This is a genomic window from Aeromonas sp. 604282, from assembly GCF_049170575.1.
GTDB lineage: Bacteria > Pseudomonadota > Gammaproteobacteria > Enterobacterales > Aeromonadaceae > Aeromonas > Aeromonas veronii_A.
The window spans coordinates 255,781-281,619 of the sequence record NZ_JAAKMV010000001.1 but is presented as its reverse complement, the minus strand read 5'-3'; the positions used below and the strand labels follow the sequence as shown (position 1 = coordinate 281,619).

Below are 25,839 nucleotides of genomic sequence, written 5' to 3'. Positions count from 1 at the left end.
ATTGAAAAGCACTCTTTGTGGGTACTTGATCAATTCGCTGAAACGATTCAGTCTGAGTGTAAGTGAAACGATTCAGCCTGTCAGCAACGAAGAGACCCTGTGGCCTGAAAATCGGGCCCCGATCACAGTGAACCGTGCTCGGGTCTATTGTCAGCTGGCGAGTTATCCGAATGTTCAATTGTGACGTACCGGCGCGGCCGGAACCTGATGGAGAGTCTCTATGTTGAAGTTGGCGCGAGAGCAGATCTTGCTGGGACAGTCGGTGGCGACCAAGTCGGGCGCCATTGCCCTGCTGGCAGGCAAACTGACCGAAGCCGGTCTGGTGGAAGCGGGCTATGTGGATGGGATGCTGGCCCGTGAAGCGCAGCATGCCACCTATCTTGGCAGCGGCATCGCCATTCCCCACGGCACCACCGACACCCGTCATCTGGTGAAGAGCACCGGCGTCATGGTGGCCCAGTTCCCCAATGGTATCGAGTGGGATGAGGGGCAGATCGCCTACGTCGCCATCGGTATCGCTGCCAAGTCAGACGAGCATCTGGGCATCTTGCGCCAGCTCACCCACGTGTTGGGTGACGAGCAGGCGGCAGCCCAGCTCAAAGAGGCCACCGACGCCGACACCATCATCAATATCCTGACCGGCGCCACTGCCGCCAAAGAGGTGCAATACCTGACCCTGGCCGACTTCCCGGCCGATGATCGCGACCAACTGCTGCTGGGAGCCGCTGCCCGCGCCAAGTCCGCCGGTTGGGGTGATGCCGCCATGGTGAGCGCCCTGCTGGCAAGCGAACCTGCCTATCTGGGCGAGGGCGTCTGGCTGGCCCGCGCGCAAGCAGCCCAGACCGGCTGGGTGCTGGCTACCCCGAGTAGCCCCCTCATGACAGGGGATCTGCCGGTCAGCGCCATGCTGCTGCTGTGTGCCGCAGATAGCAGCCATCTGCCGCAGCTGGAGAATCTGGCCAAACTGGCGGCTGCCGGCCAACTCGCTACGCTGGCGGGTGGTGAGGGACTGGCCATGCTGCAAGCGGGCCACGCGAGCGGTCTTTCCGAAACCTTCACCATCATCAACCCTCACGGTCTTCACGCCCGCCCGGGTGCCATGCTGGTCAAGGTGGCCAAAGAGTTTGAATCAGACATCCGGGTTGCCAATCTGGATGGCAGCGGCGAGGCAGTCTCCGCCAAGAGCCTGATGAAGGTGATCGGCCTTGGGGTCAAGTGCGGGCATCGTCTGGCATTTCGCGCCGAAGGGGCAGATGCCGAAGCCGCCCTCAAGGGGATCGGTGAGGCGATCGCCGCCGGTCTCGGCGAGGGGGCACATTGATGAAGATTGTCACCATTACCCTCAACCCCGCCCTTGATCTCACCACCCGTCTCGAGGCGATGAGCCTTGGCGAGGTCAATCTGGTGAGCGAGGCCAACCTGCGTGCGGCGGGCAAGGGGATCAACGTCGCCATGGTGCTCAAGGATTTGGGCCGCGAGGTAGGCGTCACCGGCTGGCTGGGCGCTGACAATGAACAGAGCTTTGTCTCTCTGTTTGCAGAGCGGGCGCTGGATGATCACTTTGTCCGTGTCGCGGGCAGCACCCGCATCAACGTCAAGATCTCCGAGCAATCCGGTCGGGTCACCGATCTCAACCTGCCGGGGCTCACCATCCAGCAAGGGGAGGTGAGTGCGCTGGAGCAGGCCATCGACCAATTGGCTGCGCATGCACAGTGGTTTGTGCTGGCGGGCAGCTTGCCCAAAGGGGTGGCCCCCGATTACTGCGCCCATCTGATCCGCCTGCTCAAGGCCAAGGGCAAGCAGGTGATCTTCGATTGCAGCGGTGCGGCGCTAAGCGAAGGGATCAAGGCGGCGCCGACCCTGGTCAAACCCAATCTGGAGGAGCTGAGCCAGTGGGCGGGCCGCCCCGTCAAGACGCTGAGCGAGCAGGCCGAGTGTGCCCGCGCGCTTCAAGCCAGCGGGATCCCCAACGTGGTGATCTCCAACGGTGCCGATGGCCTCATCTGGTTTGCCCCGGATGCCGTCTGGCAGGCCATTCCGCCGCGGATGCAGGTGGTCAGCACTGTGGGTGCTGGCGATTCGCTGGTGGCTGGTCTCGCCCATGGCCTCAGCCTTGGCTGGGTGCCGGAGCAGACCCTGCGGCTGGCTACCGCCGTTTCGGCCTTGGCGGTCAGTCAGGTCGCGGTAGGCTTTAACGATATCAGTGTGCTCAACCCTTTACTTGAACAGGTGCGCGTACAGCCTCTGGATGAGCTGGCACCGGTTCAGTGCCATACCCCCTCAATGGAAAACTCAGGAGATGCCCAATGAAAGCAATCTTGGTTACGGCTTGCCCGGCGGGCATTGCCACCAGCTTTCTCGCTGCAAAACGGATAGAACAGCAGGCCAAACTGGCTGGCTGGGAACTCACCCTCGACGTCGGCTTCAGCGTGCAACCCCGCCAAGTGCCGAACAAGGAGCAGATTGCTGCCGCCGATCTGGTGCTGGTTGTCGCCAGTGCCCCGGTGGATCTCGCCGCCTATGATGGCAAGCGGGTCTATCAGGGCAGCATGGATCTCGCCCTTCAGGATCCCGCCGCCTTGTTGAAAGCCGCAACCAGCGGTGCCAGCCTCTATCGCCATCAAGCCGCGCCTGCTGCTGCCAAACCGGCCGCCGCTGGCAAGCACATCGTGGCGGTGACCGCCTGCCCGACCGGGGTGGCCCACACCTTTATGTCGGCAGAAGCGCTGGAGACCATGGCCAAACAGCTGGGTTATCAGATCCGCGTCGAGACTCAAGGCTCGGTCGGTGCCCAGAACGCCCTGACCGCCGAGGAGATTGCAGCTGCCGATCTGGTGTTCCTCGCCACCGATATCGAGGTGGACATGGCCCGTTTCGATGGCAAGCAGGTCTATCGCACCAGTACCGGTGCGGCGCTCAAGAAAACTCGCGCCGAGCTCGACAAGGCGTGGAATGAGGCGACACAGTATCGCCACAGCGGTGCCAGCCAACCCAAGAAAGAGGAAAAAGCCGGCCCCTACAAGCACCTGTTGACCGGCGTCTCCTTCATGCTGCCCATGGTGGTGGCGGGCGGCCTTATCATCGCGCTCTCGTTTGTGTTCGGTATCGAAGCGTTCAAGGTGGAAGGCACTCTGGCCGCCGCTCTGATGAAGATCGGTGGTGGCTCCGCCTTTGCCTTGATGATCCCGGTGCTGGCCGGTTACATTGCCTACTCCATCGCTGACCGCCCGGGTCTCGCTCCCGGCATGATCGGCGGTATGCTGGCAAGCTCGCTGGGGGCCGGTTTCCTTGGCGGCATCGTGGCCGGTTTCCTGGCCGGTTACAGCGCCAAATACCTGAGTGACAAGGTGCGCCTGCCGGTAACCCTGGAAGCGCTCAAGCCCATCCTGATCATTCCGCTCTTTGCCAGCCTCTTTACCGGTCTGGTGATGATCTATGTGGTGGGGGGGCCGGTGGCCGGCATCATGAATGCCATGACCGAGTTCCTCAACAACATGGGCTCTGCCAACGCCGTGCTGCTGGGCGTAATCATCGGTGCCATGATGTGCTTTGACATGGGCGGCCCGGTCAACAAGGCGGCCTACGCCTTCGGTGTCGGCCTGCTGGCCTCCAAAACCTACGCCCCGATGGCCGCGGTGATGGCCGCTGGTATGGTGCCGGCACTGGGGATGGGGATCGCGACCTTCCTGGCTCGCACCAAGTTCATCAAGGCGGAGCAGGAAGCGGGCAAAGCCTCCTTCGTGCTGGGCCTGTGCTTTATCTCTGAGGGCGCCATCCCGTTTGCCGCCAAGGATCCGATGCGCGTCATCCCGGCCTGTATGGTAGGCGGCGCCCTGACTGGTGCGCTCTCCATGCTGTTTGGCTGCGAACTGATGGCTCCCCACGGCGGTCTGTTCGTGCTCTTTATCCCGCACGCCATCAGCAACGTCATGATGTATATCGTGGCGATTGCGGCAGGCTCGCTGCTGACCGGTGTCTCCTACGCCATGCTCAAGCGCGGCGAAGAGCAGGCCAAACTGGCCACGGCATAAGCCTTGCCACCCGGCAACATGTCATAACCAAGAGCGGCCTGCGGGCCGCTTTTTGTTTTGCTGGGGAATTGATGAGCTATGAGGAGGATTGCTGGTAGGCCGAGGTCAGAAATCCCAGCCAGATTGCGGTATTGGTTCGGGTTGATCGCCTTCATGAGCCTTGCGCCGCGCAGCCTCGACCCGGCGTTTGCGATCCCGGCACAGACGCATCACATCCTGCTGCTGGGCGGGGGTCATGGCGAGCCAGTTGAAACGCTCTTCGCGATTGCGCAGGCACCCCTTGCAGTAGCCCTTGTTGTTCACTTCGCAGACCCCGATGCAGGGGCTCTGCAGCGGGAAGATTTCGAGCTGTTCCATCCATCACCTCGCACATCCTGTCACCTTGTTATAACCCAGCGGATCCCCTTTGGAGAAATCCTGCTTCAAGTGATTGATGTCGTTTGCTTTCCCCCTGCAAATTTGGCATCTTCCCCGCCGAGCATGGCTCTTGGCGTTATATGAGGACATATGAACAAACACGCGTACTGGCTGACCGCCGCAGTGCTGGGACTGGCCGGTTGTGCGGGCAACTCTGACAAAGCAGAAGTGCCCAAAAAACAGACCGACAACAGATGCTTTCTTAACTGCGAGGTGCCGGAAAATCTGGGCAAGCAGTATCTGGACGGGACCTTGCCAGAGGATCTGGTGAGGGTGGAGCGGGTCAATAGCCGTGCGCGTGCCGACTACAGCAAGTTTGGCCCGCAGAGCCGACTGGTACTGGAGCGCTCCGGCAAGATGACTCGCCGTTATGGCGAGCTCTATCATCAGCTCTCCCGCTGGGTGGCGGGCGGCGGCAATCCTGCCGACATTACCCGTTACGGTATCAGCCTGGCTCAGCTGGGCGGCGCGGATCGCATGGGTAACGTGCTCTTTACCGGTTACTACTCGCCAGTGCTGGAAGTGCGCCACCGCCCGGATGCCAAGTACAAATATCCCATCTATGCCATGCCCAAATGTGGTGGTCGCTGTCCGACCCGGGCCGAGATCCATCAGGGGGCCCTGGCCAACCGCGGACTGGAGCTGGGTTACAGCAAATCCCTTATCGACAACTTCCTGATGGATGTGCAGGGCTCGGGCTTTGTCCACTATGGCGATGAGGATCGGCTGCAATATCTGGGCTATAGCGGCAAGAACGGCCACGGTTACGTGAGTATCGGCCGGGTGCTGATCGACCGCGGTGAAGTGCCCAAAGAGCAGATGTCGATGAAAGCCATCAAAGATTGGGCGAGCCGCCAGCCGGAGGAGAGCGTCAAGGAGCTGGTGGAGCAGAACCCCTCCTATGTCTTCTTCGAGCGTCGACCCACCAATGATGTGATCGGCGCAGCCGGTATCCCGCTGCTGCCGATGGCGGCCGTCGCTGCCGACAAGACCCTGTTGCCGATGGGGACGCCGATCCTGGCGGAAGTGCCTTTGCTCGACAAAGAGGGCAACTGGACCGGCAAGCACCAGCTGCGGCTGTTGATTGCGCTGGATGTGGGCGGGGCGGTGAAGAAGGGCCACCTCGACCTCTACCACGGCATGGGCGAGAAGGCTGGCGTCGCAGCCGGTCACTACAAGCACTTCGGCCGGGTCTGGAAACTGGGCCTGCACCACGGGCCGACTGCCGCCCCCTGGTTGTAATCCTCTGAGGGGTTGGGCGTCTGTAATCGGGCGCCCGAGCAAACCCGAGCAAAGATGAAGAGACAAAAAAGCCGCCGGATTGCTCCGGCGGCTTTCTATATTTTGTGCGAGTTGCCAGTCAGTGGCTGCGTCAGCTCTTCTGGATATCCAGCCGGATGGCGCCGACCGGTTTGCAGCAGCAGGGGAGGCACTCCCCCTGGGCGACGAATGCCAGCGGCACATTGGGGTAGTGCACCTTGCCGGCCATCAGCGGAGTGCGGCAGGCGCCGCAATAGCCGCTGCGACACTGGAACTCCACATGATGCCCATGGCGCTCCAGGGTCTCCAACACGCTTTCGCCGGGATGGGCGTGCAGCACGGCACCATCCCGGGTATGTACCCGTGGTGCCACGACCGCTTGCTGTTCGGCAGGCGCGTGCGGGGCAGGGGTCCGCATGTTGGTGGCGTCACTCACAGCTCGAAATCACCCAGGTCATCGGCATTGACTTCGCTGTCGATCTGACCGACCAGATAGGAGCTGACCTCTACCTCTTGCGGGGCGACCTGTACGTTGTCGGATGACAGCCAGGTGTTGATCCAGGGGATCGGGTTCTGCTTGGTGCCGGCAAAGGCTGGCTGCAGGCCGACCGCACTCATGCGCAGGTTGGTGATGTACTCCACGTACTGGCAGAGGATGTCCTTGTTCAGGCCGATCATGGAGCCGTCCTGGAACAGGTACTCGGCCCACTCTTTCTCCTGAATGGCCGCTTCCTTGAAGATCTCGAAGCAGGCCTGTTCGCACTCGGCGGCGATCTCGGCCATCTCCGGGTCATCCTGGCCGGTACGCATCAGGTTCAGCATGTGCTGGGTGCCGGTGAGGTGCAGCGCTTCGTCGCGGGCGATCATCTTGATGATCTTGGCGTTGCCTTCCATCAGTTCACGCTCGGCGAAGGCAAAGGAGCAGGCGAAGCTGACGTAGAAGCGAATTGCTTCCAGCGCGTTGACGCTCATCAGGCACAGATAGAGCTTCTTCTTGAGCTCGCGCAAGGTGATGGTCACCTCGCGGCCAGCGACGGTGTGGGTCCCTTCACCGTGCAGGTTGTAGAGGGCGGTCGCTTCGATCAGGTCGTCGTAGAAGTGGCTGATGGAGCCGGCGCGCTTCAAGATCTGCTCGTTGGTCACGATGTCGTCGAACACCTGGGCGGGGGTGTTGACGATATTGCGGATGATATGGGTGTAGGAGCGAGAGTGGATGGTCTCGGAGAAAGCCCAGGTCTCGATCCAGGTTTCCAGCTCCGGAATGGAGACCAGCGGCAGCAGCGCCACGTTGGGGCTGCGACCTTGAATGGAGTCAAGCAGGGTCTGGTACTTCAGGTTGGAGATGAAGATGTGCTGCTCGTGGGGCGGCAGGGCCTGGTAGTCGATGCGATCACGGGAGACATCCACCTCTTCCGGGCGCCAGAAGAAGGAGAGCTGCTTTTCGATCAGCCGCTCGAACACTTCGTGCTTTTGCTGGTCATAACGGGCTACGTTGACCGATTGGCCAAAAAACATCGGCTCTTTGAGCTGGTCGTTTTGGGTTTGGCAGAAAGTTGAATAGGCCATGGTTACCAGAATGTCTGTATGGAGAAAACAGGAGAGCGGGAGCTTGTCGCTCCCGCCCGGTTATCAGATCTTGTCGTGACTTAGATTTTGCAAGCCCCGCCAGCACAACCGTCATCTTGCAGGTCGGTCTGGGTGTCGTCTGCACCATCACGGGTGTTGTGATAGTAGAGGGTCTTGAGGCCGTATTTGTAGGCGGTCAGCAAGTCCTTCAACAGCTGCTTCATCGGCACCTTGTTGCCTTCGAAACGGGCCGGATCGTAGTTGGTGTTGGCGGAGATCGCCTGATCCACAAACTTCTGCATGATACCGACCAGCTGCAGGTAGCCGTCAACGCTCGGTTGCTTCCAGAGCAGTTCGTATTGATCTTTCAGGCGATCATACTCGGGCACCACCTGTTTGAGAATGCCGTCTTTGGACGCCTTGACCGACACCAGACCGCGCGGCGGCTCGATGCCGTTGGTGGCGTTGGAGATCTGGCTGGAGGTCTCGCTCGGCATCAGGGCGGTCAGGGTGGAGTTGCGCAAGCCCACGGATTTGATCTCTTCGCGCAGGCTTTCCCAATCCAGATGCAGCGGCTCGTTGCACAGTGCATCCAGATCCTTCTTGTAGGTGTCGATCGGCAGAATGCCCTGGGCATAGGTGGTCTCGCCAAACAGCGGGCAGGGGCCGAACTCGCGGGCCAGCTGCACGGAGGCTTTCAGCAGGTAGTACTGGATCGCCTCGAAGGTGCGGTGAGTCAGGGCCAGACCTGAGCCGTCAGAGTAGCGGGCACCGTTCTTGGCAAGGTAGTAGGCGTAGTTGATGACGCCGATCCCCAGAGTACGACGACCCATGCTGCCCTTCTTGGCGGCGGCAATCGGGTAGTCCTGATAGTCGAGCAGGGCATCGAGGGCGCGTACGGCCAGATCGGCCATCTCTTCCAGATCTTCCAGCTTCTCGATGGCACCCAGGTTGAAGGCGGAGAGGGTGCACAGGGCGATCTCGCCGTTCTCGTCGTCGATGTTGTTGAGCGGCTTGGTCGGCAGCGCAATCTCGAGGCAGAGGTTGGACTGGCGCACTGGCGCCACGCTCGGATCAAACGGGCTGTGGGTGTTGCAGTGATCGACGTTCTGGATATAGATGCGACCGGTACCGGCACGCTCCTGCATCATCAGGGAGAAGAGATCGACTGCCTTGAGGGTCTTCTTGCGAATGGCCGGATCCTGCTCGTACTTGACGTAGAGCTCTTCGAACTTGTCCTGATCCGCGAAGAACGCATCGTACAGACCCGGCGCATCGGACGGGGAGAACAGTGTGATGTCACCGCCCTTGATGAGGCGCTGGTACATCAGCTTGTTGATCTGCACGCCGTAGTCCATGTGACGGACACGGTTCTCTTCCACGCCGCGGTTGTTCTTCAAAACCAGCAGGCTTTCCACTTCGGTGTGCCACAGTGGGTAGAACAGGGTGGCCGCACCGCCGCGCACGCCGCCCTGGGAGCAGCACTTCACGGCAGTCTGGAAGTATTTGTAGAAGGGGATGCAACCGGTGTGGAACGCCTCGCCGCCACGGATTGGGCTGCCCAGACCGCGGATGCGACCAGCGTTGATGCCGATACCGGCGCGCTGGGAGACGTAACGCACGATGGAGCTGGCGGTGGCGTTGATGGAGTCCAGGCTGTCGTCGCACTCGATCAGTACGCAGGAGCTGAACTGACGGGTCGGGGTGCGCACGCCGCTCATGATCGGGGTCGGCAGGGAGATCTTGAAGGTAGAGACCGCATCATAGAAGCGCTTGATGTAGTCCAGACGGGTATCTTTCGGGTACTTGGAGAAGAGGCAGGCCGCTACCAGGATGTAGAGGAACTGCGGGCTCTCGTAGATCTCGCCGGTGACACGGTTTTGTACCAGATACTTGCCTTCCAGCTGCTTGACCGCCGCGTAGGAGAAGTTCATGTCGCGCCAGTGATCCATGTGCGCGTTCAGCTCTTCGAATTCAGCCTGGGTGTAGTCTTCCAGCAGGTGTTTGTCGTACTTGCCCATGTCCACCAGACGAGCCACGTGCTGGTAGAGGTGGGGCGGTTCGAACTGGCCGTAGGCCTTCTTGCGCAGGTGGAAGATGGCCAGACGGGCGGCCATGTACTGGTAGTCCGGGGTCTGCTCGGAGATGAGGTCAGCCGTCGCCTTGATGATGGTTTCGTGAATGTCTGCGGTACGGATACCGTCATAGAACTGGATGTGGGACTTGAGTTCCACCTGAGAGACCGACACGTTGTCCAGACCCTCGGCGGCCCAGTCCAGCACGCGGTGAATTTTATCCAGATCGATGGGTTCTTTGTGTCCGTTACGCTTCGTCACAAACAAGTTCATTGGCTGATGACCTTTAGTTGATTCCCGAAAAACCATCGCACAATGACACCACCCTTGCCCGGCGATGTGCAGGTATTGGGTAGAGATTGTGCGATGAATCACAAGATGTAGTGTTATTTTAAGTTCGAGCTACAAGATAGTGAGGTCAGCCCGCCATTGCAATGTGTGGATAAGTGACGAGCTGTGGATAAATTGTGAGTCTTGCCACCTCAGTTAGTGACCGCTCACAGTGAGCGGGTTTTCATTCGTCCGCTCCGCTAAATGCAAGTCTCCCGATCGAAGATGGAAAATTTAAATAACTTTTTTTGCTTGCGGAACAGGGTGCTTTTTACTAGCAAACGGCGGCTGATTATCCCTTATGCAATAAGGGTCAAAAGCTGTCCAGTTGTTCTAGCCGCGGGCTCAGCGTGGCAAGGGCTTTGCATCAGACGATGGGGGGTTGTGGCCGCTTTGTGACGGCTATGAGCTTGTCAAATGGGTATCCAACAGGCGGTAAGTTGCCTTTATTATCCATCAATAGAGGAGTGACGGTGGCGCAGGACGCGGGAGCGTAAAGGAAGAGATTCAGGGGGCGGAGAGTCTCTCCACCCCGTTATCACATGTCAGCCGGTAAGGCTGCCGTTACACCTTGGCCGTCAACTCATAGCGCAGCCAGTGGTGCAGGGCTTGCACGGTATCAAACTGCAGATCAGCGCCCCACTGGGCGGGGTCTTCCTCATCATTGAGATACCCCCAACCAGCGACGGCGGTGCGCATGCCAGCATTGCGGCCCGCTTCGATATCCCGCACATGATCCCCCACATAGAGGCAGTGAGCCGCCTCGACCCCCAGCTTCTCACAGGCAAAGAACATGGGGGCGGGGTCGGGCTTGCGTACTGGCAGGGTATCGGCACTGACGGTGACGCCGCAGCTGGCAAGCTGTGGCAGGGCTGCCAGCAGTGGCTCGGTGAGAAAGCCCGGCTTGTTGGTGACGATGCCCCAGGGGAGCTGTTTCTCGTCGAGCCACTCGATAAGATCCACCATTCCCTCATAGGGACGGGTACCGACGCAGAGATTGGCCGCGTAGTAGTCGAGCAGGGCATTGCGCAGGCGGGTGGCCCCCAGCTCTTCAAGCAGTTCATCGCCGAGGCCCGCTTTCAGCAGCCCGAGCGCTCCGTGGGAGGTGGTCTGACGAATGATGTCGTCAGAGAGCGGTGCAAAGCCTTCGCTGATCAGTACATGGTTGACGGCGGCTCCCAGATCCGGGGCTGTGTCGAGCAGGGTGCCGTCCAGATCGAACAGCACACCGCGCAGGGGAAGAGGGCGAGAGGCGCTCATCAGCCGTGCTCCGGGCGGACAAACTCCACCATATAGTTGACGTCGACATTCTTGCCGAGCTTGAACTGGTTGGTGAGGGGGGCGTAGTGGACGCCGCTCATGTCGCGCACCAACAGGCCCGCGGCTTCACCCATGCGACACAGTTCGGCCGGGGTGATGAATTTTTTGTGATCGTGGGTACCCTTGGGCACCATCTTCATCAGGTATTCGGCCCCGATGATCATCATCAGATAGGATTTGGGGTTGCGGTTGATGGTGGAGACGAACACCCGTCCGCCCGGGCGCACCAGGGTAGCGATGGCGCGCAGCACGGAGGCGGGGTCCGGCACATGCTCCAGCATCTCCATGCAGGTGACCACGTCATACTGGCCCGGCACTTCGGCGGCATGGGCTTCGGCAGTGATCTGGCGGTACTCGAGCTCGACACCCTGCTCCAGAGCGTGGAGGCGGGCGACGCCGAGGGGCTCCTTGCCCATGTCGATGCCGGTGACCCTGGCACCACGGCGGGCCATGCTCTCGGAGAGAATACCGCCACCACATCCGATATCGAGAATGCGCTTGCCAAACAGACCGCCACTTTTGTCGGTGATCCAGTCAAGGCGTACCGGATTGATTTGATGCAGGGGTTTGAATTCACCTTCCATGTCCCACCAGCGGGAGGCGATGGCTTCAAACTTGGCGATTTCTGTCAGATCGACATTGGCATCACTGTTCATTTTTCGAAGATCCTGTGGCAGGGCGCCCGCTTCTGAGTCATGGGCGCAATCTATTGTCCTGGCGGGCATTATAACGGACGGACTTTGTCACACCAGCCCGATCTGATACCCGATTTGTGGCTTAAGGTATTTGGCTCAGTGTGTTACCATGTCGCGCTGTTTAAGCCAAAGAACAACTAATTAGGGATAAGGCTTTCTATGAGCGATCTGGCCAGAGAGATCACGCCGGTCAACATCGAAGAAGAGCTCAAGAGTTCCTATCTTGATTACGCCATGAGCGTGATCGTAGGACGAGCTCTGCCGGATGTGCGTGATGGCTTGAAACCGGTTCACCGCCGCGTTCTGTTTGCTATGAACGAGTTGGGGAACGACTGGAACAAGCCCTATAAAAAATCGGCCCGTGTGGTCGGTGACGTAATCGGTAAATATCACCCGCACGGCGATAGCGCTGTGTATGACACCATTGTCCGGATGGCGCAGGATTTCTCCATGCGTTACATGCTGGTCGATGGTCAGGGCAACTTCGGTTCAGTCGACGGCGACAGCGCCGCGGCGATGCGTTATACCGAAGTGCGGATGGCCCGCATCTCCCACGAGCTGCTGGCTGATCTGGACAAAGAGACCGTGGACTGGGTGCCGAACTATGACGGCACCGAGATGATCCCGGCGGTCATGCCTACCAAGGTTCCCAACCTGCTGGTCAACGGCTCCTCCGGTATCGCGGTGGGTATGGCGACCAACATTCCGCCTCACAACCTCACCGAGATTGTCAACGGCTGCCTGGCGCTGATCGAAAACGGCGACCTCACCATTGACGAGCTGATGACCTACATCACCGGCCCGGATTTCCCCACCGGCGGCATTATCAACGGTCGTTCCGGCATCGTGCAGGCGTACCGTACCGGTCGTGGCTCCATCTATGTGCGGGCCAAAGCTGAAGTGGAAGTGGACGAGAAGACCAGTCGCGAGACCATCATCGTTCACGAGATCCCCTATCAGGTGAACAAGGCTCGACTGATCGAGAAGATCGCCGAGCTGGTCAAAGAGAAGAAGATCGAGGGCATCAGTGCCCTGCGCGATGAGTCTGACAAAGACGGCATGCGCATCGTTATCGAGATCAAGCGCGGCGAGTCCGGCGAGATTGTGTTGAACAATCTCTACAAGCACACCCAGATGCAGACCACGTTCGGCATCAACATGGTGGCGCTCGATAACAACCAGCCCAAGGTGATGAACCTTAAAGAGATCCTGGATGCGTTCCTGCTACACCGCCGTGAAGTGGTAACTCGCCGGACCGTGTTTGAACTGCGCAAGGCGCGGGATCGGGCGCACATTTTGGAAGGTCTGGCGGTTGCGCTGGCCAACATTGATCCCATCATCGAGCTGATCCGCCACAGCGCGACCCCGGCCGACGCGAAAGCGGGCCTGGTTGCCAAGGGCTGGGAACTCGGCAACGTGGCCGCCATGCTGGAAAAAGCGGGCGACGACGCGGCACGGCCAGAGTGGCTGGAGCCGGAGTTCGGTATCCGTGAAGGTCAATACTTCCTGACCGAACAGCAAGCCCAGGCCATCCTTGACCTGCGTCTGCACAAGCTGACTGGCCTCGAGCACGAGAAGATCCTGGAAGAGTACCAGTCTCTGCTGGATCTGATTGCCGAGTTGCTGCACATCCTGGCGAGTCCGGCTCGTCTGATGGAAGTGATCCGCGATGAACTGCTGTCCGTGCGTGAGCAGTATGGCGACGAGCGTCGCACCGAGATCAGCATGTCTAGTGCCGAGATCAACATCGAAGATCTGATCACCCCGGAAGACGTGGTGGTTACCCTGTCTCACCAGGGCTATGTGAAGTATCAGCCGCTCTCCGACTACGAGGCCCAGCGCCGCGGCGGTCGTGGCAAGTCGGCCACCCGGATCAAGGAAGAGGACTTCGTCGAGCGTCTGCTGGTGGCCAACACCCACGACACCATTCTGTGCTTCTCTACCCGCGGCAAGGTCTACTGGCTCAAGGTTTATCAGCTGCCGGAAGCGTCCCGTGGCGCCCGTGGTCGTCCCATCATCAACTTGCTGCCGCTGGAAGAGGGTGAGCGCATCACCGCCATTCTGCCGGTCAAGGAATATGATGCCGAGAAGTATGTATTCTTCGCGACCGCCAACGGTACCGTGAAGAAGACCAGTCTCTCCGACTTCAGCCGTCCGCTCTCCTCCGGTATCCGTGCCATCAACCTCAAAGAGGGCGATGAGCTGATCGGGGTGGATATCACCGATGGCAGTAACGAGATCATGCTCTTCTCCGATGCGGGCAAGGTTGTTCGCTTCGCTGAAGGCAGTGGTCGCGCCGATGCGGATGCCAATGATGAGGTCGAAACCGACGACGATGCCGGCAACGATGATGATGGCAGCGACAACGGCGAAGGCACTGAAAGCAAGGGTACCTTCAAGGGCGTGCGTCCGATGGGCCGTACCGCCGCCGGTGTCCGTGGTATCAAGCTGGCTGCTGGCGACAAGGTGGTTTCCCTTATCGTTCCGCGCGGCGAAGGTGCCATCCTCACCGCTACCGAGAACGGTTACGGCAAGCGTACCGCACTCGACGAGTACCCGACCAAGAGCCGTGGTACCCAGGGCGTTATCTCAATCAAGGTGGACGATCGCAACGGCAAGGTCATCGATGCCATCCAGGTTGAAGAGACCGATCAGATCATGCTGATCACCAACGGCGGCACTCTGGTGCGTACCCGTGTGGCCGAGGTGAGCATTATCGGTCGCAACACCGGTGGTGTGCGTCTGATCCGTACCGGCGAAGACGAAACCGTCGTCGGTTTGCAGCGCATCGCCGAAAGCGATGAAGACGAGAACGATGCAGTGGTTGCTGAGGGTGAGGTGTCCGAAGGCACTGATACCGCAGCAGACGCCGCCGGTTCCGTTGATGGCGAGCCGGGCGACGAGTAATCGTTCCCCCCTTGCTGCAGCAGATAAAAAGAGCGACCTTGCGGTCGCTCTTTTATTTTCTTCGTTTGGATGTTTTCTTCACTTTGGCCCGAGCTGCCGTGGCATCATCATTACTCCTGCAGCCACATTCTGGCGCTGCGAGCAGGGATCGCCAGCCGTACCCACTGACTCTGCACATTGACTACCGCATTCTGATCGAGCACATCCCGGTAGTTGCGATACCAGTTCATCTCGTATTTGGTGGTATCGAGCCAGTACTCCTGCTCCTGCCCGCATTTGTTGATACCAACCAGCCCCTGTGTGCCTCGTTTGAACAGTACGAAGCAGTTGTCGCTGCCGATCAGCTGCATCGGTTGGCCCTGAACCGCATTGTGGAAGCGGATCATCCCCTTGAGATCGGCGCGCAGGTAGTAGTCCTGCCAGCGCAAGCCATCCTTGTCTCGGGTTTCGCCATGATCGGAGTAGACCAGTGGCGAGCCTCCATCGCGGCCGAGCAGGTAGGCATAGGCCAGCGACTCGTCTGTCTGGTTCAGGATCTGGTAGCGGAAGCCGTCATTGGTGGGGATGTCGTGGGTGACAGCGAAGGTGACCGCACGGTTGCCAGGCAGTGCCTGACCATAAGCACCCGGATCGGCCAGCAGGTTCATGCTGCCACCGTAACTGAAGGCGCCGCGCAGAGAGGCAAAGAGCGGGAAGTCGTAGGCGCCCTGACCACTGCTGTCGAGGTAGGGCTTGAGGAAGTTTTCATAGTCGCTGTTGCCGGCGCCCCCCGTGGTGATCACCTCGCCAAAGACGTGCATCCCCTGTTTGATTTCGGGAGTGAAGATGGCGTTGATCTGGTAATCACTCATGTGCTTGACCGCATCGACCCGAAAGCCCTTTATTCCCATCCCCTTGAGCGCCTGCAGGTAGGCCTGCTGCTGGCTCACCACCCAGTTGTTGGGATCCAGATCCGGCAAGCCCTTGTCACCTGGTCCGCCGCACAGCCGCCAGTACTGGACATGGCCCGGATTGTTCCAGTCGGTGATGCACCCTTCCGGATGAAAATCCTGACCGGAGAGGAAGTTTTGCACAAGATCGCCAAACAGTTTCTGGCGCTCGAAGTAGCTGGGGTTGCTGGCGTAGCTCTGCAGCAGCTCGTTGCCGGGATAGTTGAGATCACTGCGCTTCCAGCTTTCGTTGGCCATGTGATTGAGCACTACATCGGCGTAGACGGCGATACCTCGCGCCTTCATGGCGGTGATCAGCTGCTCGAGATCCTGCTTGTTGCCAAGGGGGGAGTCGACAAGGCGCAGATCCTGGGGTTGGTAACGGGCCCACCACTCGTTGCCCGAGGACTTCAGTGGCGGTGAGATGAGCACCTGTTTATAGCCGGCACTCTTGATGAGATCAGCTTTGGCGGTCACTTCACTGTACTTCCAGTTGAAGGCGTGCAGTATGACATCGGCGTGCGCCAAGGGGGCGATCAGCATACCTGCGATCGCCAGCATTCCCGCTGTGTGTTTCATTGTTATTTCCCTTTCTTGTTGTTGTGACTATGCCTGAAATGGGTAGAACAGCTTTGGCACAACCAGGGTCAATCGCAATCGTATTCCGGTGGATTTGTGATGGATTTCAAGGTGAGTTCGCTGAAGTTGTGAGCAGTTTCAGATTTCAATGGTTCTGGTTGCTATGCTGCCGAGGTGACGTTTTTTAGTAATTTGTTTGTCACTGGCTTGTCATCACAGCGCGTTATCTTGTCCGGCGAGTGATGCATCCTGACATCACACTCAGCGTGGTTCACATTGACCGCACAGGAGCTGCATATGACCAGTTGGATAACCTGGGAGATCTGGTGGAGTCGGGTATGGGGTGAAGCAGAGTTGCCAACCCGTGGTGAAGAGTCGCTGGAAGTGGCCCATGAGCCGTCACGACTCCCGGCAGAACTGTTGGAGCAGGGCAGGGATGAGCGCGCACCCTGAAGGCTTGCATGTTACATCGCAGCCTTTGGCTTTTTAGAAGAGTGTCAGCTGTTCGCCCGGGCGGATAAAGAGATCCTCCCTTAATTGAACATGGCGCTTGCCAAGACCCAGCCGCTTGCTGATCAGGCAAAAGCGCTGGGACAACAGGTCGGCAAAGTGTCCCTCACCACGCATCCGCGTGCCAAAGGCTGCACTGTTGAGCCCGCCACCGCGGCTGGCCCGCAGCTGGTTCAGAATTGCCTCCTTCTGGCCGGGATAGTGCTCATCCAACCAGTCACTGAACAGCGGCGCCAGCTCGTGAGGCAAGCGCAGCAGGATATAGTCGGCGCAACAGGCGCCAGCATTGGCAGCCGATTTGATGATCTGCTCAAGCTCCGGCTCATTGAGCCGCGGGATCATCGGGGCTGCCAGCACGCCAACCCGTACCCCGGCGCTGGCCAGCTTCTCGACCACTTTCAAGCGACCGGCGCCCGTGCTTGCTCGGGGCTCCAGCTGTCGCCGCAGGGTTTCATTCAAGGTTGTCACCGACACCATCACCTGACAGAGCCCTTCGCTGGCGAGTTCGCTCAGCAAGTCGAGATCTCGCAATATCATGGCGCTTTTGGTGATAAGCCCCACCGGATGGCGATGGGCCAGCATCACTTCCAGCAGTTGACGGGTGAGACGATAGCGCTGCTCAACAGGCTGGTAGGGGTCGGTATTGGCGCCAATGAAGATGGTCTGTGGCTGATAGGCCGGTTTGGCAAACTCCCGACGCAGCAGATCGGCTGCATTGCGTTTAGCAAACAGCTTGCTCTCGAAATCAAGACCAGGGGAGAGTTCCAGATAGGCGTGACTGGGTCTGGCATAGCAGTAGATGCAGCCGTGTTCGCACCCCTGATAGGGGTTGATGGAGCGACCAAAGGGGACATCCGGCGAGCTGTTGTAGCTGATGATACTGCGTGCATCGATCTCCCGCACCTCGGTGCCAGGCACAGAAGAAGTGAAGGCGGCATCCCAATCGGACGATTGCCAGCCGTCATCGACCGCTTCGACAAGGGGGCCGCTAAAACGGTGATCGATATTGTTGGGGCTGCCTCGTCCTGCCATGGTGTGCACCGACACTGTTTATACATACAGTTATTTTGCAGGTACCCCGGATAAATGACAACAACTGCTGATCGACCGGGTGCAAAAAGGGTTGTCGTAGGGATCTCTTGCTTGATCGCAACGCTACATTTCGTTTACATAGACGAAATGAGAACTGGATCACGGAAATCATCATGAGCCCCACCACTTCCCGTTGGCTGTTTATCGGTCTGTTTGCGCTGGTTATCTGGCGTCTGCTTCCGCTCTCCACCGAGCAGGAGATGGCTGCCGCCAACCGTGCCTGGCGTACCGGTCACTTTGATGAGGCGACCCGGATCTGGTCGCCACTGGCCGATCAAGGCCAACCTCGGGCGCAAGCCCTGATGGGCTGGAGTCATGAGGTGGGGCAGGGGAGCGAGCAGGATATCCATCAGGCCATCAGCCTCTATCGCCAGTCGGCGCAGGCAGGAGATCCCTTCGGCCAATATCGGCTGGCAGAGCTCTATCTGCGCGGTGTCGGGGTCAAGCGAGATCTGCGCCAAGCCTTTCACTGGATGGAGCAGGCTGCCCGCAATGGTGATGTCCCGGCCATGCTGAAAGTCGGTGTGCTTCATCTGATGGGGGTCAGCGGCAGGGTCGATCTGCCTCAGGCGAAACAGTGGCTCTATCAGGCGGCACAAAAGGGCAACAAGCTGGCGCTTCAGGTGCTGCAAGAGTTGGCGCTGGCAGAGGAGGGGAGCAGTGACTTTGACTTCAACTGGCAATCCCTGCTTGGTGAATAGTCGGCAGGCGACTCATTTGGCTGTAGAAAATATCTGCAAATCCGATACAGCACGCCCGACTTCTGGTAGCATGGGGGCCGTTTTGGCTTGGTTTGTCATGTTAGACATGCTGTTTGCGTGTCAGGCCGTCTTCGCAAAGTGCTGTGGAGAACCAGAACATCACCTTTTTGAATCTCTTTTCCATCCCGCATGTGACCTTTGGTAGGGGTCACCACTGTATAAGGAAACACATAATGCCAATCATTACTCTGCCTGACGGCAGCCAACGTCAATTTGCCCACTCTGTTTCCGTCATGGATGTGGCTGCGGACATCGGTCCCGGTCTCGCCAAGGCGTGCATTGCCGGTCGGGTAAACGGTGAACTGGTGGATGCATGCGAGCTGATCGAAGCCGATGCTGCGCTGGCCATCATCACCGCCAAAGACGAAGAAGGTCTGGACATCCTGCGCCACTCCTGCGCTCACTTGCTGGGTCATGCTATCAAGCAACTCTGGCCCCAGACCAAGATGGCCATCGGTCCTGTCATCGACAACGGCTTCTACTATGACGTTGATCTTGACCGTACCCTGACTGATGAAGATCTGGCTGCCCTGGAAGAGCGCATGCTGGCGCTGGTAGCCAAGGATTACGACGTCATCAAGAAGAAAGTCTCCTGGCAAGAAGCGCGTGATGTATTCGAAGCGCGCGGCGAGTCTTACAAAGTCGAAATCCTGGATCAGAACATTGCCCGTGATGATCAGCCAGGTCTCTATCATCACGAAGAGTACATCGACATGTGTCGCGGCCCGCACGTGCCCAACATGCGCCACTGCCACCACTTCAAGTTGCTGAAGATGTCCGGCGCCTACTGGCGCGGTGACTCCAACAACAAGATGCTGCAGCGTATTTACGGTACTGCCTGGGCTGACAAGAAGCAGCTCAAGGCCTATCTGCAGCGCCTGGAAGAGGCCGCCAAGCGCGACCACCGCAAGATCGGCAAGCAGCTCGACCTGTATCACATGCAGGAAGAAGCACCTGGTATGGTGTTCTGGCACAACGATGGCTGGACCATCTTCCGCGAGCTGGAAACCTTTATCCGCGGCAAGCTCAAAGAGTACGACTATCAGGAAGTGAAAGGTCCGTTCATGATGGACCGCGTTCTGTGGGAGCGTTCAGGTCACTGGGAGAAGTATGCCCAGGCCATGTTCACCACCCAGTCCGAAAACCGCGAGTACGCCATCAAGCCGATGAACTGCCCGGGTCACGTCCAGATCTTCAACCAGGGGCTGAAGTCCTACCGTGATTTGCCGCTGCGTATGGCCGAGTTTGGTTCCTGCCACCGCAACGAACCGTCCGGTTCCCTGCACGGTCTGATGCGGGTGCGCGGCTTTACTCAGGATGACGCTCACATTTTCTGTACCGAAGAGCAGATCATGGAAGAGGTCTCCGGCTGTATTCGTATGGTCTACGACGTCTACGGCACCTTTGGCTTCGAGAACATCGTGGTCAAGCTCTCCACTCGTCCCGAGCAGCGTATCGGCTCCGACGAGATGTGGGATCGCGCCGAGAAAGCCCTGGCCGAAGCGCTGGAGCTCAACGGTCTGAAGTACGATTTGCAGCCGGGTGAAGGGGCGTTCTACGGTCCCAAAATTGAATTTACTCTGCACGATTGCCTTGATCGTGCGTGGCAATGTGGTACCGTGCAGCTCGACTTTGCCCTGCCTGGTCGTCTGGGTGCCACTTATGTGGGCGAAAACAACGATCGCCACGTACCTGTGATGATCCACCGGGCCATCCTGGGTTCTATCGAGCGTTTCATCGGTATTCTGACTGAAGAGTACGCCGGTCTGTTCCCGACCTGGTTGGCACCGACTCAGGCTGTGGTCATGAATATCACGGATAATCAGGCCGATTATGCTGTGAAAGTAGCCAAAGCATTGAATGATGCGGGTCTTCGCGCAAAAGCGGACTTGAGAAATGAGAAGATTGGCTTTAAAATCCGCGAGCATACTTTGAAGCGAGTACCTTTCATGCTGGTCTGCGGCGATAAAGAAGTTGAAGCCGGTAAGATTGCAGTACGTACTCGTAAAGGGGCTGACCTGGGCACTTATCCTGTTGAAGAGTTCATCGCTCTGTTGACCCAGGAAGTTCAGACCCGCGGACAAAAGAAAGTGGAGGAATAAGCTATAAAAGGCGGAAAAAAACTGGGTAAGCAACCGCAAGCCCGCGCTCACCGGATCAATGAAGAGATCCGTCTGAAAGAAGTTCGTCTGACTGGTCTGGATGGTGAAGCCATTGGCATCACCTCCATTCAGGATGCTCTGAACTTGGCCGCAGAGGCCGGAGTTGATCTGGTCGAGATCAGTCCAAATGCTGAGCCGCCCGTTTGCCGGATCATGGATTACGGCAAATTCCTCTACGAAAAGAGCAAAACAACCAAAGAACAGAAGAAAAAGCAGAAAGTCGTCCAGGTCAAGGAAATCAAATTCCGTCCTGGCACTGACGAAGGCGACTATCAGGTAAAACTACGCAACCTGGTTCGCTTTCTGGAAGACGGGGACAAGGCTAAGGTCACTCTGCGCTTCCGTGGTCGTGAAATGGCCCACCAGGATCTTGGTATCAAGGTTTTGGAGCGTGTCAAGAACGATCTGGAAGAGTTGGCCGTAGTCGAGTCGTTCCCGAAAGTCGAAGGCCGTCAAGCTGTGATGGTCCTCGCACCTAAGAAGAAATCTTAAGGCCCACAAGAAATTGACTCATGGGGCTATCCCCATGAGTCGGTTCGCCTTGCGATTTTGTTGTCACTCACAATGCGGAGTATGAAATGCCGAAGATGAAAACCAACCGGGGCGCCGCAAAGCGCTTCAAGAAGACTGGCTCAGGTCGCTTCAAGTGCAAGCACAACCACCTGCGTCACATCCTGACCAAGAAGAGCAGTAAGCGTAAGCGTCAGCTGGGACCGAAGTTCTTTGTTTCCGCTGCCGACCACAAACGTGTTGTCGCTTGTCTGCCGTACGCATAAGGGGGGATGTGAAAAATGCCAAGAGTTAAACGTGGTGTGACTGCTCGTGCTCGTCACAAGAAAGTAATGAAAGCCGCCAAGGGTTACTACGGCGCCCGTTCCCGTGTCTACCGCGTAGCGGTACAAGCGGTAACCAAAGCTGGTCAGTACGCCTACCGTGACCGTCGCCAGAAAAAGCGTCAGTTCCGTCAGCTGTGGATTGCACGTATCAACGCTGCAGCCCGTCAGAACGGTCTGTCCTACAGCCGTCTGATCAACGGTCTGAAGAAGGCTTCTATCGAGATCGATCGCAAGATCCTGTCCGATATCGCCGTTCACGACAAGCTGGCTTTCACCGCCCTGGTTGAAAAAGCTAAAGCAGCTCTGGTCTAATCCAGCTCTGTTATAAAAAATAAAGGAGGCTCAGGCCTCCTTTTTTGTATCTGTAATCCGCAGCGCTACATCACATAGTCCTTTCTCTTGCTACATCTGTCAGCCGGTTAACACATTCTCCACAGAAGGTGATATGTGAGAGATGTCTAGTTCTACAAACATCAGATATGCCAACAAACTAATTTTTTATTCCATTATTTGAAAGCGTAGGTGAGCTGGTGAGACTCACTTGATATAACAAAATGATTTGTAGGGAGAAAAGCCCACCTTAACTATGGTCAGCGAAGGGGCTTTTTTTGTATTATTCCCCTCTTGACCTTATTTAGCCTAAAGGCTCCTGTACCGGGAGTGGTGACGAGGAAGACATGCAACAGCTTGAAGAAGTAGTCGGCCAAGCCAGAGCCGAAATTGAGGGCGTGAGCGATATCGCTACCCTCGACGAGATCCGGGTCAAATATCTGGGTAAAAAGGGCTTTTTTACCGAGCAGATGAAGGGCCTGGGTGCCTTGTCTGCCGAAGAGCGTCCCGCCGCGGGCGCCGTGATCAACCAGGCCAAACAGCAGGTTCAGGATGCGCTGAACGAGCGTCGTGAAGCGCTCGAAATCGCCGTGCTGAATCAGAAGCTGGCCGCCGAGACCATCGACGTCAGCCTGCCGGGTCGCCGCATCGAGAATGGCGGTCTTCATCCTGTAACCCGCACCATCGAGCGCATCGAGCGCCTGTTTGGCGAGATGGGCTTCAAGGTTGCCCGTGGTCCCGAGATTGAAGATGGCTTCCACAACTTCGATGCGCTGAACATTCCGGCTCATCACCCGGCGCGTACCGATCACGATACCTTCTACTTCAATCCTGATCTGATGTTGCGTACCCACACCTCCGGTGTGCAGATCCGCACCATGGAGCATCAGCAGCCGCCGATCCGCATCATCGCGCCGGGCCGCGTCTATCGTAACGACTACGACATGACCCATACCCCGATGTTCCACCAAGTCGAAGGCCTGCTGGTCGACGAACATGCCAGCTTTACCGAACTGAAGGGCATTCTGCACGACTTCCTGCGCAACTACTTCGAGGAAGATCTGACCATTCGCTTTCGTCCTTCCTACTTCCCGTTCACCGAGCCTAGCGCCGAAGTCGACGTGATGGGCAAGAACGGCAAGTGGCTGGAAGTGCTGGGCTGCGGCATGGTGCACCCGAATGTACTGCGTTCGGTTGGCATCGATCCGGAAAAATACTCCGGCTTTGCCTTCGGCATGGGCGTTGAGCGCCTGACCATGCTGCGTTACGGGGTCAACGACCTGCGTGCCTTCTTCGAAAACGACCTGCGCTTCCTCAAGCAGTTCAAGTAAGGGCGAGAGAACATGAAATTCAGTAAATCCTGGGTGATGGAGTGGGTCCGCACCGAGTTGAGTGACAACGCACTGGCCGAGCAGATCACCATGGCCGGTCTGGAAGTGGACGCCGTGGAAGCGGTTGCCGGCCAGTTCAACAATGTGGTGGTGGGTGAAGTGGTCGAGTGCGCCCAGCATCCGGACGCCGACAAGCTGCGGGTGACCAAGGTCAACGTGGGCGAGGCCGAGCTGCTGGACATTGTCTGCGGTGCACCGAACTGCCGTCAGGGCTTGAAAGTGTGTGTGGCCAAAGTAGGGGCGACCCTGCCGGGTGATTTCACCATCAAGAAAGCCAAGCTGCGCGGCCAGCCGTCCCACGGCATGCTCTGTTCCTTCGGCGAGCTGGGTATCGACGTTGAAGCCGATGGCATCATTGAGCTGCCGGCCGATGCCCCCATCGGTACCGATATTCGCGACTACCTCAATCTGAACGACGTCTCCATCGATGTGGATCTGACTCCGAACCGTGCCGATTGCCTCGGTATCGCCGGTCTGGCCCGTGAAATTGGCGTGCTTAACAGCGTGGACGTGGTCGAGCCGACCTGGGCACCAGCTGTTGCCACCATTGATGCAACTTTCCCGATCCGGGTTGAAGCACCAGCTGATTGCCCCCGTTATCTGGGCCGCGTCATCAAGGGGCTGAACTTGCAGGCCCAGAGCCCGCTCTGGATGCAAGAGAAGCTGCGCCGTGGCGGCATTCGCTCCATCGACGCCATCGTCGACATCACCAACTATCTGCTGCTGGAATACGGTCAGCCGATGCACGCCTTCGATCTGGCTACCCTGGAAGGGGAACTGGTGGTACGTCGCGCCCACGCTGACGAGCCGATGACCCTGCTCGACGGTAACGAAGTGAAGCTCAAAGAGACCACCTTGGTGATTGCCGATGCCAAAGGTCCTGCCTGCATGGCCGGTATTTTCGGCGGCAACCGCACCGGTGTATCCGAGACCACTACCGACATCTTGCTGGAGTGCGCCTTCTTCGCGCCGCTCTCCATCACAGGTCGTGCCCGTGCTTACGGTCTGCACACCGACTCTTCCCATCGCTTCGAGCGCGGTGTTGATCCCGAGCTGCAAGCCAAGGTGATGGACAGAGCCACCCGTCTGCTGTTGGACATCTGCGGCGGTGAAGCGGGTCCGGTCATCGAGGTCAAATCCGATGCCCATCTGCCGAAAGCTGCCCCCATCAAGCTGCGTCGCGCCAAGCTCGACAAGGTGATCGGTATCAGCGTGGCGGATGCTCAGGTGGTCGAGATCCTGACCCGCCTCGGCATGCAAGTCACTGTGGATGCTGACGGTTGGACGGCTCTGGCACCCTCCTGGCGTTTCGATATCGCCATCGAGGAAGATCTCATCGAGGAAGTGGCCCGCATCTACGGCTACAACAATATCCCGAACCTGAAACCCACCGCCTCTCTGGCGATGGTGGAGCAGGCAGAAGGGCAGGTGACCCTGAAGCGCGTACGCGATCTGCTGGTTGACCGCGGTTTCCAGGAAGCGATCACCTACAGCTTCGTCGATCCCAAGACCCAGCAAACCCTGTTCCCGCAGAGCGATGCCATCGTACTGCCGAACCCGATCTCGGTCGAGATGTCCGCCATGCGCGTCTCTCTGTTCCCGGGTCTGGTGCAGGCCGTCGTTTACAACCAGAACCGTCAGCAGCCGCGCGTGCGTCTGTTCGAGCAGGGTCTGCGCTTCATCAAGGATGAAAGCGCCGAGAACGGCATCCGTCAGGAGCCGATGCTGGCCGGTATCATCACTGGCAACCAGAGCGACGAGCACTGGGATATCAAAACTCGCGCAGCCGATTTCTTTGATTTGAAAGGGGATCTGGAAGCGGTGCTGGACTTGACCGCCGAAGGGGCCACCTTTACCTTCGAGCGCACCGAGCACAGCGCCCTGCACCCGGGCCAGAGCGCAGCCATCCTGCGCAATGGCGAGATCATCGGCCACATCGGCGTGATCCACCCGAGCCTCGAGAAGAAGCTGGGCCTCAAGAGCCGCGCGGTGATGTTTGAGCTGGAGCTGGACAAGCTGACCCCGGCCAAGGTGCCTGTGGCTGCCGAAGTTTCCAAGTTCCCGGCGAACCGTCGCGACATTGCCGTGGTGGTCGATCGTCAGGTTCTGGCAGGTGATGTGCTTGCGGTAATTAAAAAAGTTGGCGGAAATCAGGTAGTTGGAATAAACTTGTTTGACGTATACCAGGGTGCTGGTATGGCAGAGGACAAGAAGAGCCTGGCCATCAGTCTTATATTGCAAGACACCCAGCGCACCCTGGAGGAGAAAGAGATTGCCGAGACCGTAGACAATGTCGTGCGGGCCCTTGGTGAAGAGTTGAATGCATCCTTGAGGGATTGATCTATGGCGCTTACCAAAGCCGACATTGCAGAGCACCTGTTCACCCAGCTCGGGATGAGCAAGCGTGAAGCCAAAGATATGGTGGAAGCCTTCTTTGAGGAAATCCGACAGGCGCTTGAGCGTGGTGAACAAGTCAAGATTTCAGGCTTCGGTAACTTTGACCTTCGTGAGAAGAATCAGCGTCCCGGACGCAACCCCAAGACGGGCGAGGATATTCCTATCAGCGCCCGCCGCGTGGTGACCTTCCGGCCTGGCCAGAAGCTCAAGGCCAGGGTAGAAAATGTTGAACCCAACGAGTGATAAAAAGC

At 58.3% G+C, this 25,839-nt stretch carries 22 protein-coding genes; 14 read left to right on the top strand and 8 right to left on the bottom strand.

Annotated features, from left to right (window positions below; translation table 11 throughout):
* Positions 1 to 220 precede the first annotated feature (220 nt).
* From fruB to fruA, 3 genes are read left to right on the top strand one after another with little or no spacing between them, the layout of a single operon-like run.
* Positions 221 to 1,321, top strand: a complete 1,101-nt coding sequence (fruB, locus tag G5367_RS01255) for a fused PTS fructose transporter subunit IIA/HPr protein (RefSeq protein WP_421243603.1) — start codon at positions 221 to 223, stop codon at positions 1,319 to 1,321.
* A complete protein-coding gene (gene pfkB, locus G5367_RS01250; RefSeq protein ID WP_421243602.1) occupies positions 1,321 to 2,310 on the top strand; it encodes a 1-phosphofructokinase in 990 nt (329 codons plus the stop codon). Before fruB ends, pfkB begins: the two co-directional genes overlap by 1 nt.
* Positions 2,307 to 4,031, top strand: coding sequence for a PTS fructose transporter subunit IIBC (gene fruA / locus G5367_RS01245; RefSeq protein ID WP_421243601.1), 1,725 nt, complete (start codon positions 2,307 to 2,309; stop codon positions 4,029 to 4,031). The genes pfkB and fruA overlap by 4 nt, the downstream gene beginning before the upstream one ends.
* 105 nt (positions 4,032 to 4,136) lie before the next feature.
* Here the strand turns inward: fruA and G5367_RS01240 are convergent, their stop codons facing one another.
* Positions 4,137 to 4,388, bottom strand: coding sequence for a DUF1289 domain-containing protein (locus G5367_RS01240; protein WP_421243600.1), 252 nt, complete (start codon positions 4,386 to 4,388; stop codon positions 4,137 to 4,139).
* A gap of 150 nt (positions 4,389 to 4,538) precedes the next feature.
* On the opposite strand from G5367_RS01240, the gene mltA reads away from it, so the two are divergent.
* On the top strand, positions 4,539 to 5,690 hold the full coding sequence (gene mltA, locus G5367_RS01235) for a murein transglycosylase A (RefSeq protein WP_421243599.1): 1,152 nt from the start codon (positions 4,539 to 4,541) through the stop codon (positions 5,688 to 5,690).
* Between the two features lie 130 nt (positions 5,691 to 5,820).
* On the opposite strand, the gene yfaE is transcribed toward mltA, so the two are convergent.
* From yfaE to ubiG, 5 genes are all read right to left on the bottom strand, one after another.
* A complete protein-coding gene (gene yfaE, locus G5367_RS01230) occupies positions 5,821 to 6,144 on the bottom strand; it encodes a class I ribonucleotide reductase maintenance protein YfaE (RefSeq protein ID WP_421243598.1) in 324 nt (107 codons plus the stop codon).
* Positions 6,141 to 7,274 (bottom strand): class Ia ribonucleoside-diphosphate reductase subunit beta, encoded by a 1,134-nt coding sequence (gene nrdB / locus G5367_RS01225; RefSeq protein ID WP_005336708.1) that lies wholly within the window; start codon positions 7,272 to 7,274, stop codon positions 6,141 to 6,143. Before nrdB ends, yfaE begins: the two co-directional genes overlap by 4 nt.
* An 80-nt stretch (positions 7,275 to 7,354) precedes the next feature.
* A complete protein-coding gene (gene nrdA, locus G5367_RS01220) occupies positions 7,355 to 9,622 on the bottom strand; it encodes a class 1a ribonucleoside-diphosphate reductase subunit alpha (RefSeq protein ID WP_323908400.1) in 2,268 nt (755 codons plus the stop codon).
* 621 nt (positions 9,623 to 10,243) lie between these two features.
* On the bottom strand, positions 10,244 to 10,939 hold the full coding sequence (locus G5367_RS01215; protein ID WP_113739506.1) for an HAD family hydrolase: 696 nt from the start codon (positions 10,937 to 10,939) through the stop codon (positions 10,244 to 10,246).
* Complete coding sequence (gene ubiG / locus G5367_RS01210) at positions 10,939 to 11,655, bottom strand: bifunctional 2-polyprenyl-6-hydroxyphenol methylase/3-demethylubiquinol 3-O-methyltransferase UbiG (RefSeq protein WP_042053701.1); 717 nt, start codon at positions 11,653 to 11,655, stop codon at positions 10,939 to 10,941. The genes G5367_RS01215 and ubiG overlap by 1 nt, the downstream gene beginning before the upstream one ends.
* A 198-nt stretch (positions 11,656 to 11,853) precedes the next feature.
* Between ubiG and gyrA the strand changes: the two genes are divergently transcribed.
* Complete coding sequence (gyrA, locus tag G5367_RS01205) at positions 11,854 to 14,601, top strand: DNA topoisomerase (ATP-hydrolyzing) subunit A (RefSeq protein ID WP_216978758.1); 2,748 nt, start codon at positions 11,854 to 11,856, stop codon at positions 14,599 to 14,601.
* Positions 14,602 to 14,711: 110 nt separating this feature from the next.
* Here the strand turns inward: gyrA and G5367_RS01200 are convergent, their stop codons facing one another.
* Positions 14,712 to 16,109 (bottom strand): alpha-amylase family protein, encoded by a 1,398-nt coding sequence (locus G5367_RS01200; RefSeq protein ID WP_421243597.1) that lies wholly within the window; start codon positions 16,107 to 16,109, stop codon positions 14,712 to 14,714.
* Positions 16,110 to 16,406: 297 nt separating this feature from the next.
* Here G5367_RS01200 and G5367_RS01195 point away from each other — a divergent pair, with 297 nt between their 5' ends.
* Positions 16,407 to 16,562 carry a hypothetical protein gene (locus G5367_RS01195; RefSeq protein WP_185227164.1) on the top strand — a complete coding sequence of 52 codons (156 nt, stop codon included), beginning with the start codon at positions 16,407 to 16,409 and terminating at the stop codon, positions 16,560 to 16,562.
* A 33-nt stretch (positions 16,563 to 16,595) separates the two neighbouring features.
* Here the strand turns inward: G5367_RS01195 and G5367_RS01190 are convergent, their stop codons facing one another.
* Complete coding sequence (locus G5367_RS01190; RefSeq protein ID WP_421243596.1) at positions 16,596 to 17,651, bottom strand: PA0069 family radical SAM protein; 1,056 nt, start codon at positions 17,649 to 17,651, stop codon at positions 16,596 to 16,598.
* A 173-nt stretch (positions 17,652 to 17,824) separates the two neighbouring features.
* Here G5367_RS01190 and G5367_RS01185 point away from each other — a divergent pair, with 173 nt between their 5' ends.
* From G5367_RS01185 to ihfA, 8 genes are all read left to right on the top strand, one after another.
* A complete protein-coding gene (locus G5367_RS01185) occupies positions 17,825 to 18,412 on the top strand; it encodes a tetratricopeptide repeat protein (RefSeq protein WP_421243595.1) in 588 nt (195 codons plus the stop codon).
* A gap of 233 nt (positions 18,413 to 18,645) precedes the next feature.
* Positions 18,646 to 20,574, top strand: coding sequence for a threonine--tRNA ligase (thrS, locus tag G5367_RS01180; protein WP_005336690.1), 1,929 nt, complete (start codon positions 18,646 to 18,648; stop codon positions 20,572 to 20,574).
* A gap of 21 nt (positions 20,575 to 20,595) precedes the next feature.
* Positions 20,596 to 21,126, top strand: a complete 531-nt coding sequence (gene infC, locus G5367_RS01175; RefSeq protein WP_196783562.1) for a translation initiation factor IF-3 — start codon at positions 20,596 to 20,598, stop codon at positions 21,124 to 21,126.
* 86 nt (positions 21,127 to 21,212) lie between these two features.
* Positions 21,213 to 21,410, top strand: a complete 198-nt coding sequence (gene rpmI, locus G5367_RS01170) for a 50S ribosomal protein L35 (RefSeq protein ID WP_005300673.1) — start codon at positions 21,213 to 21,215, stop codon at positions 21,408 to 21,410.
* Between the two features lie 15 nt (positions 21,411 to 21,425).
* Entirely contained in the window at positions 21,426 to 21,782 is a 357-nt protein-coding gene (gene rplT, locus G5367_RS01165) for a 50S ribosomal protein L20 (protein ID WP_005300683.1), read from the top strand.
* A gap of 365 nt (positions 21,783 to 22,147) precedes the next feature.
* On the top strand, positions 22,148 to 23,131 hold the full coding sequence (gene pheS, locus G5367_RS01160; RefSeq protein ID WP_139459358.1) for a phenylalanine--tRNA ligase subunit alpha: 984 nt from the start codon (positions 22,148 to 22,150) through the stop codon (positions 23,129 to 23,131).
* Between the two features lie 12 nt (positions 23,132 to 23,143).
* On the top strand, positions 23,144 to 25,531 hold the full coding sequence (gene pheT, locus G5367_RS01155; RefSeq protein WP_421243594.1) for a phenylalanine--tRNA ligase subunit beta: 2,388 nt from the start codon (positions 23,144 to 23,146) through the stop codon (positions 25,529 to 25,531).
* A 3-nt stretch (positions 25,532 to 25,534) separates the two neighbouring features.
* Entirely contained in the window at positions 25,535 to 25,831 is a 297-nt protein-coding gene (ihfA, locus tag G5367_RS01150) for an integration host factor subunit alpha (protein ID WP_005300715.1), read from the top strand.
* The last annotated feature ends 8 nt before the right edge of the window (positions 25,832 to 25,839 follow it).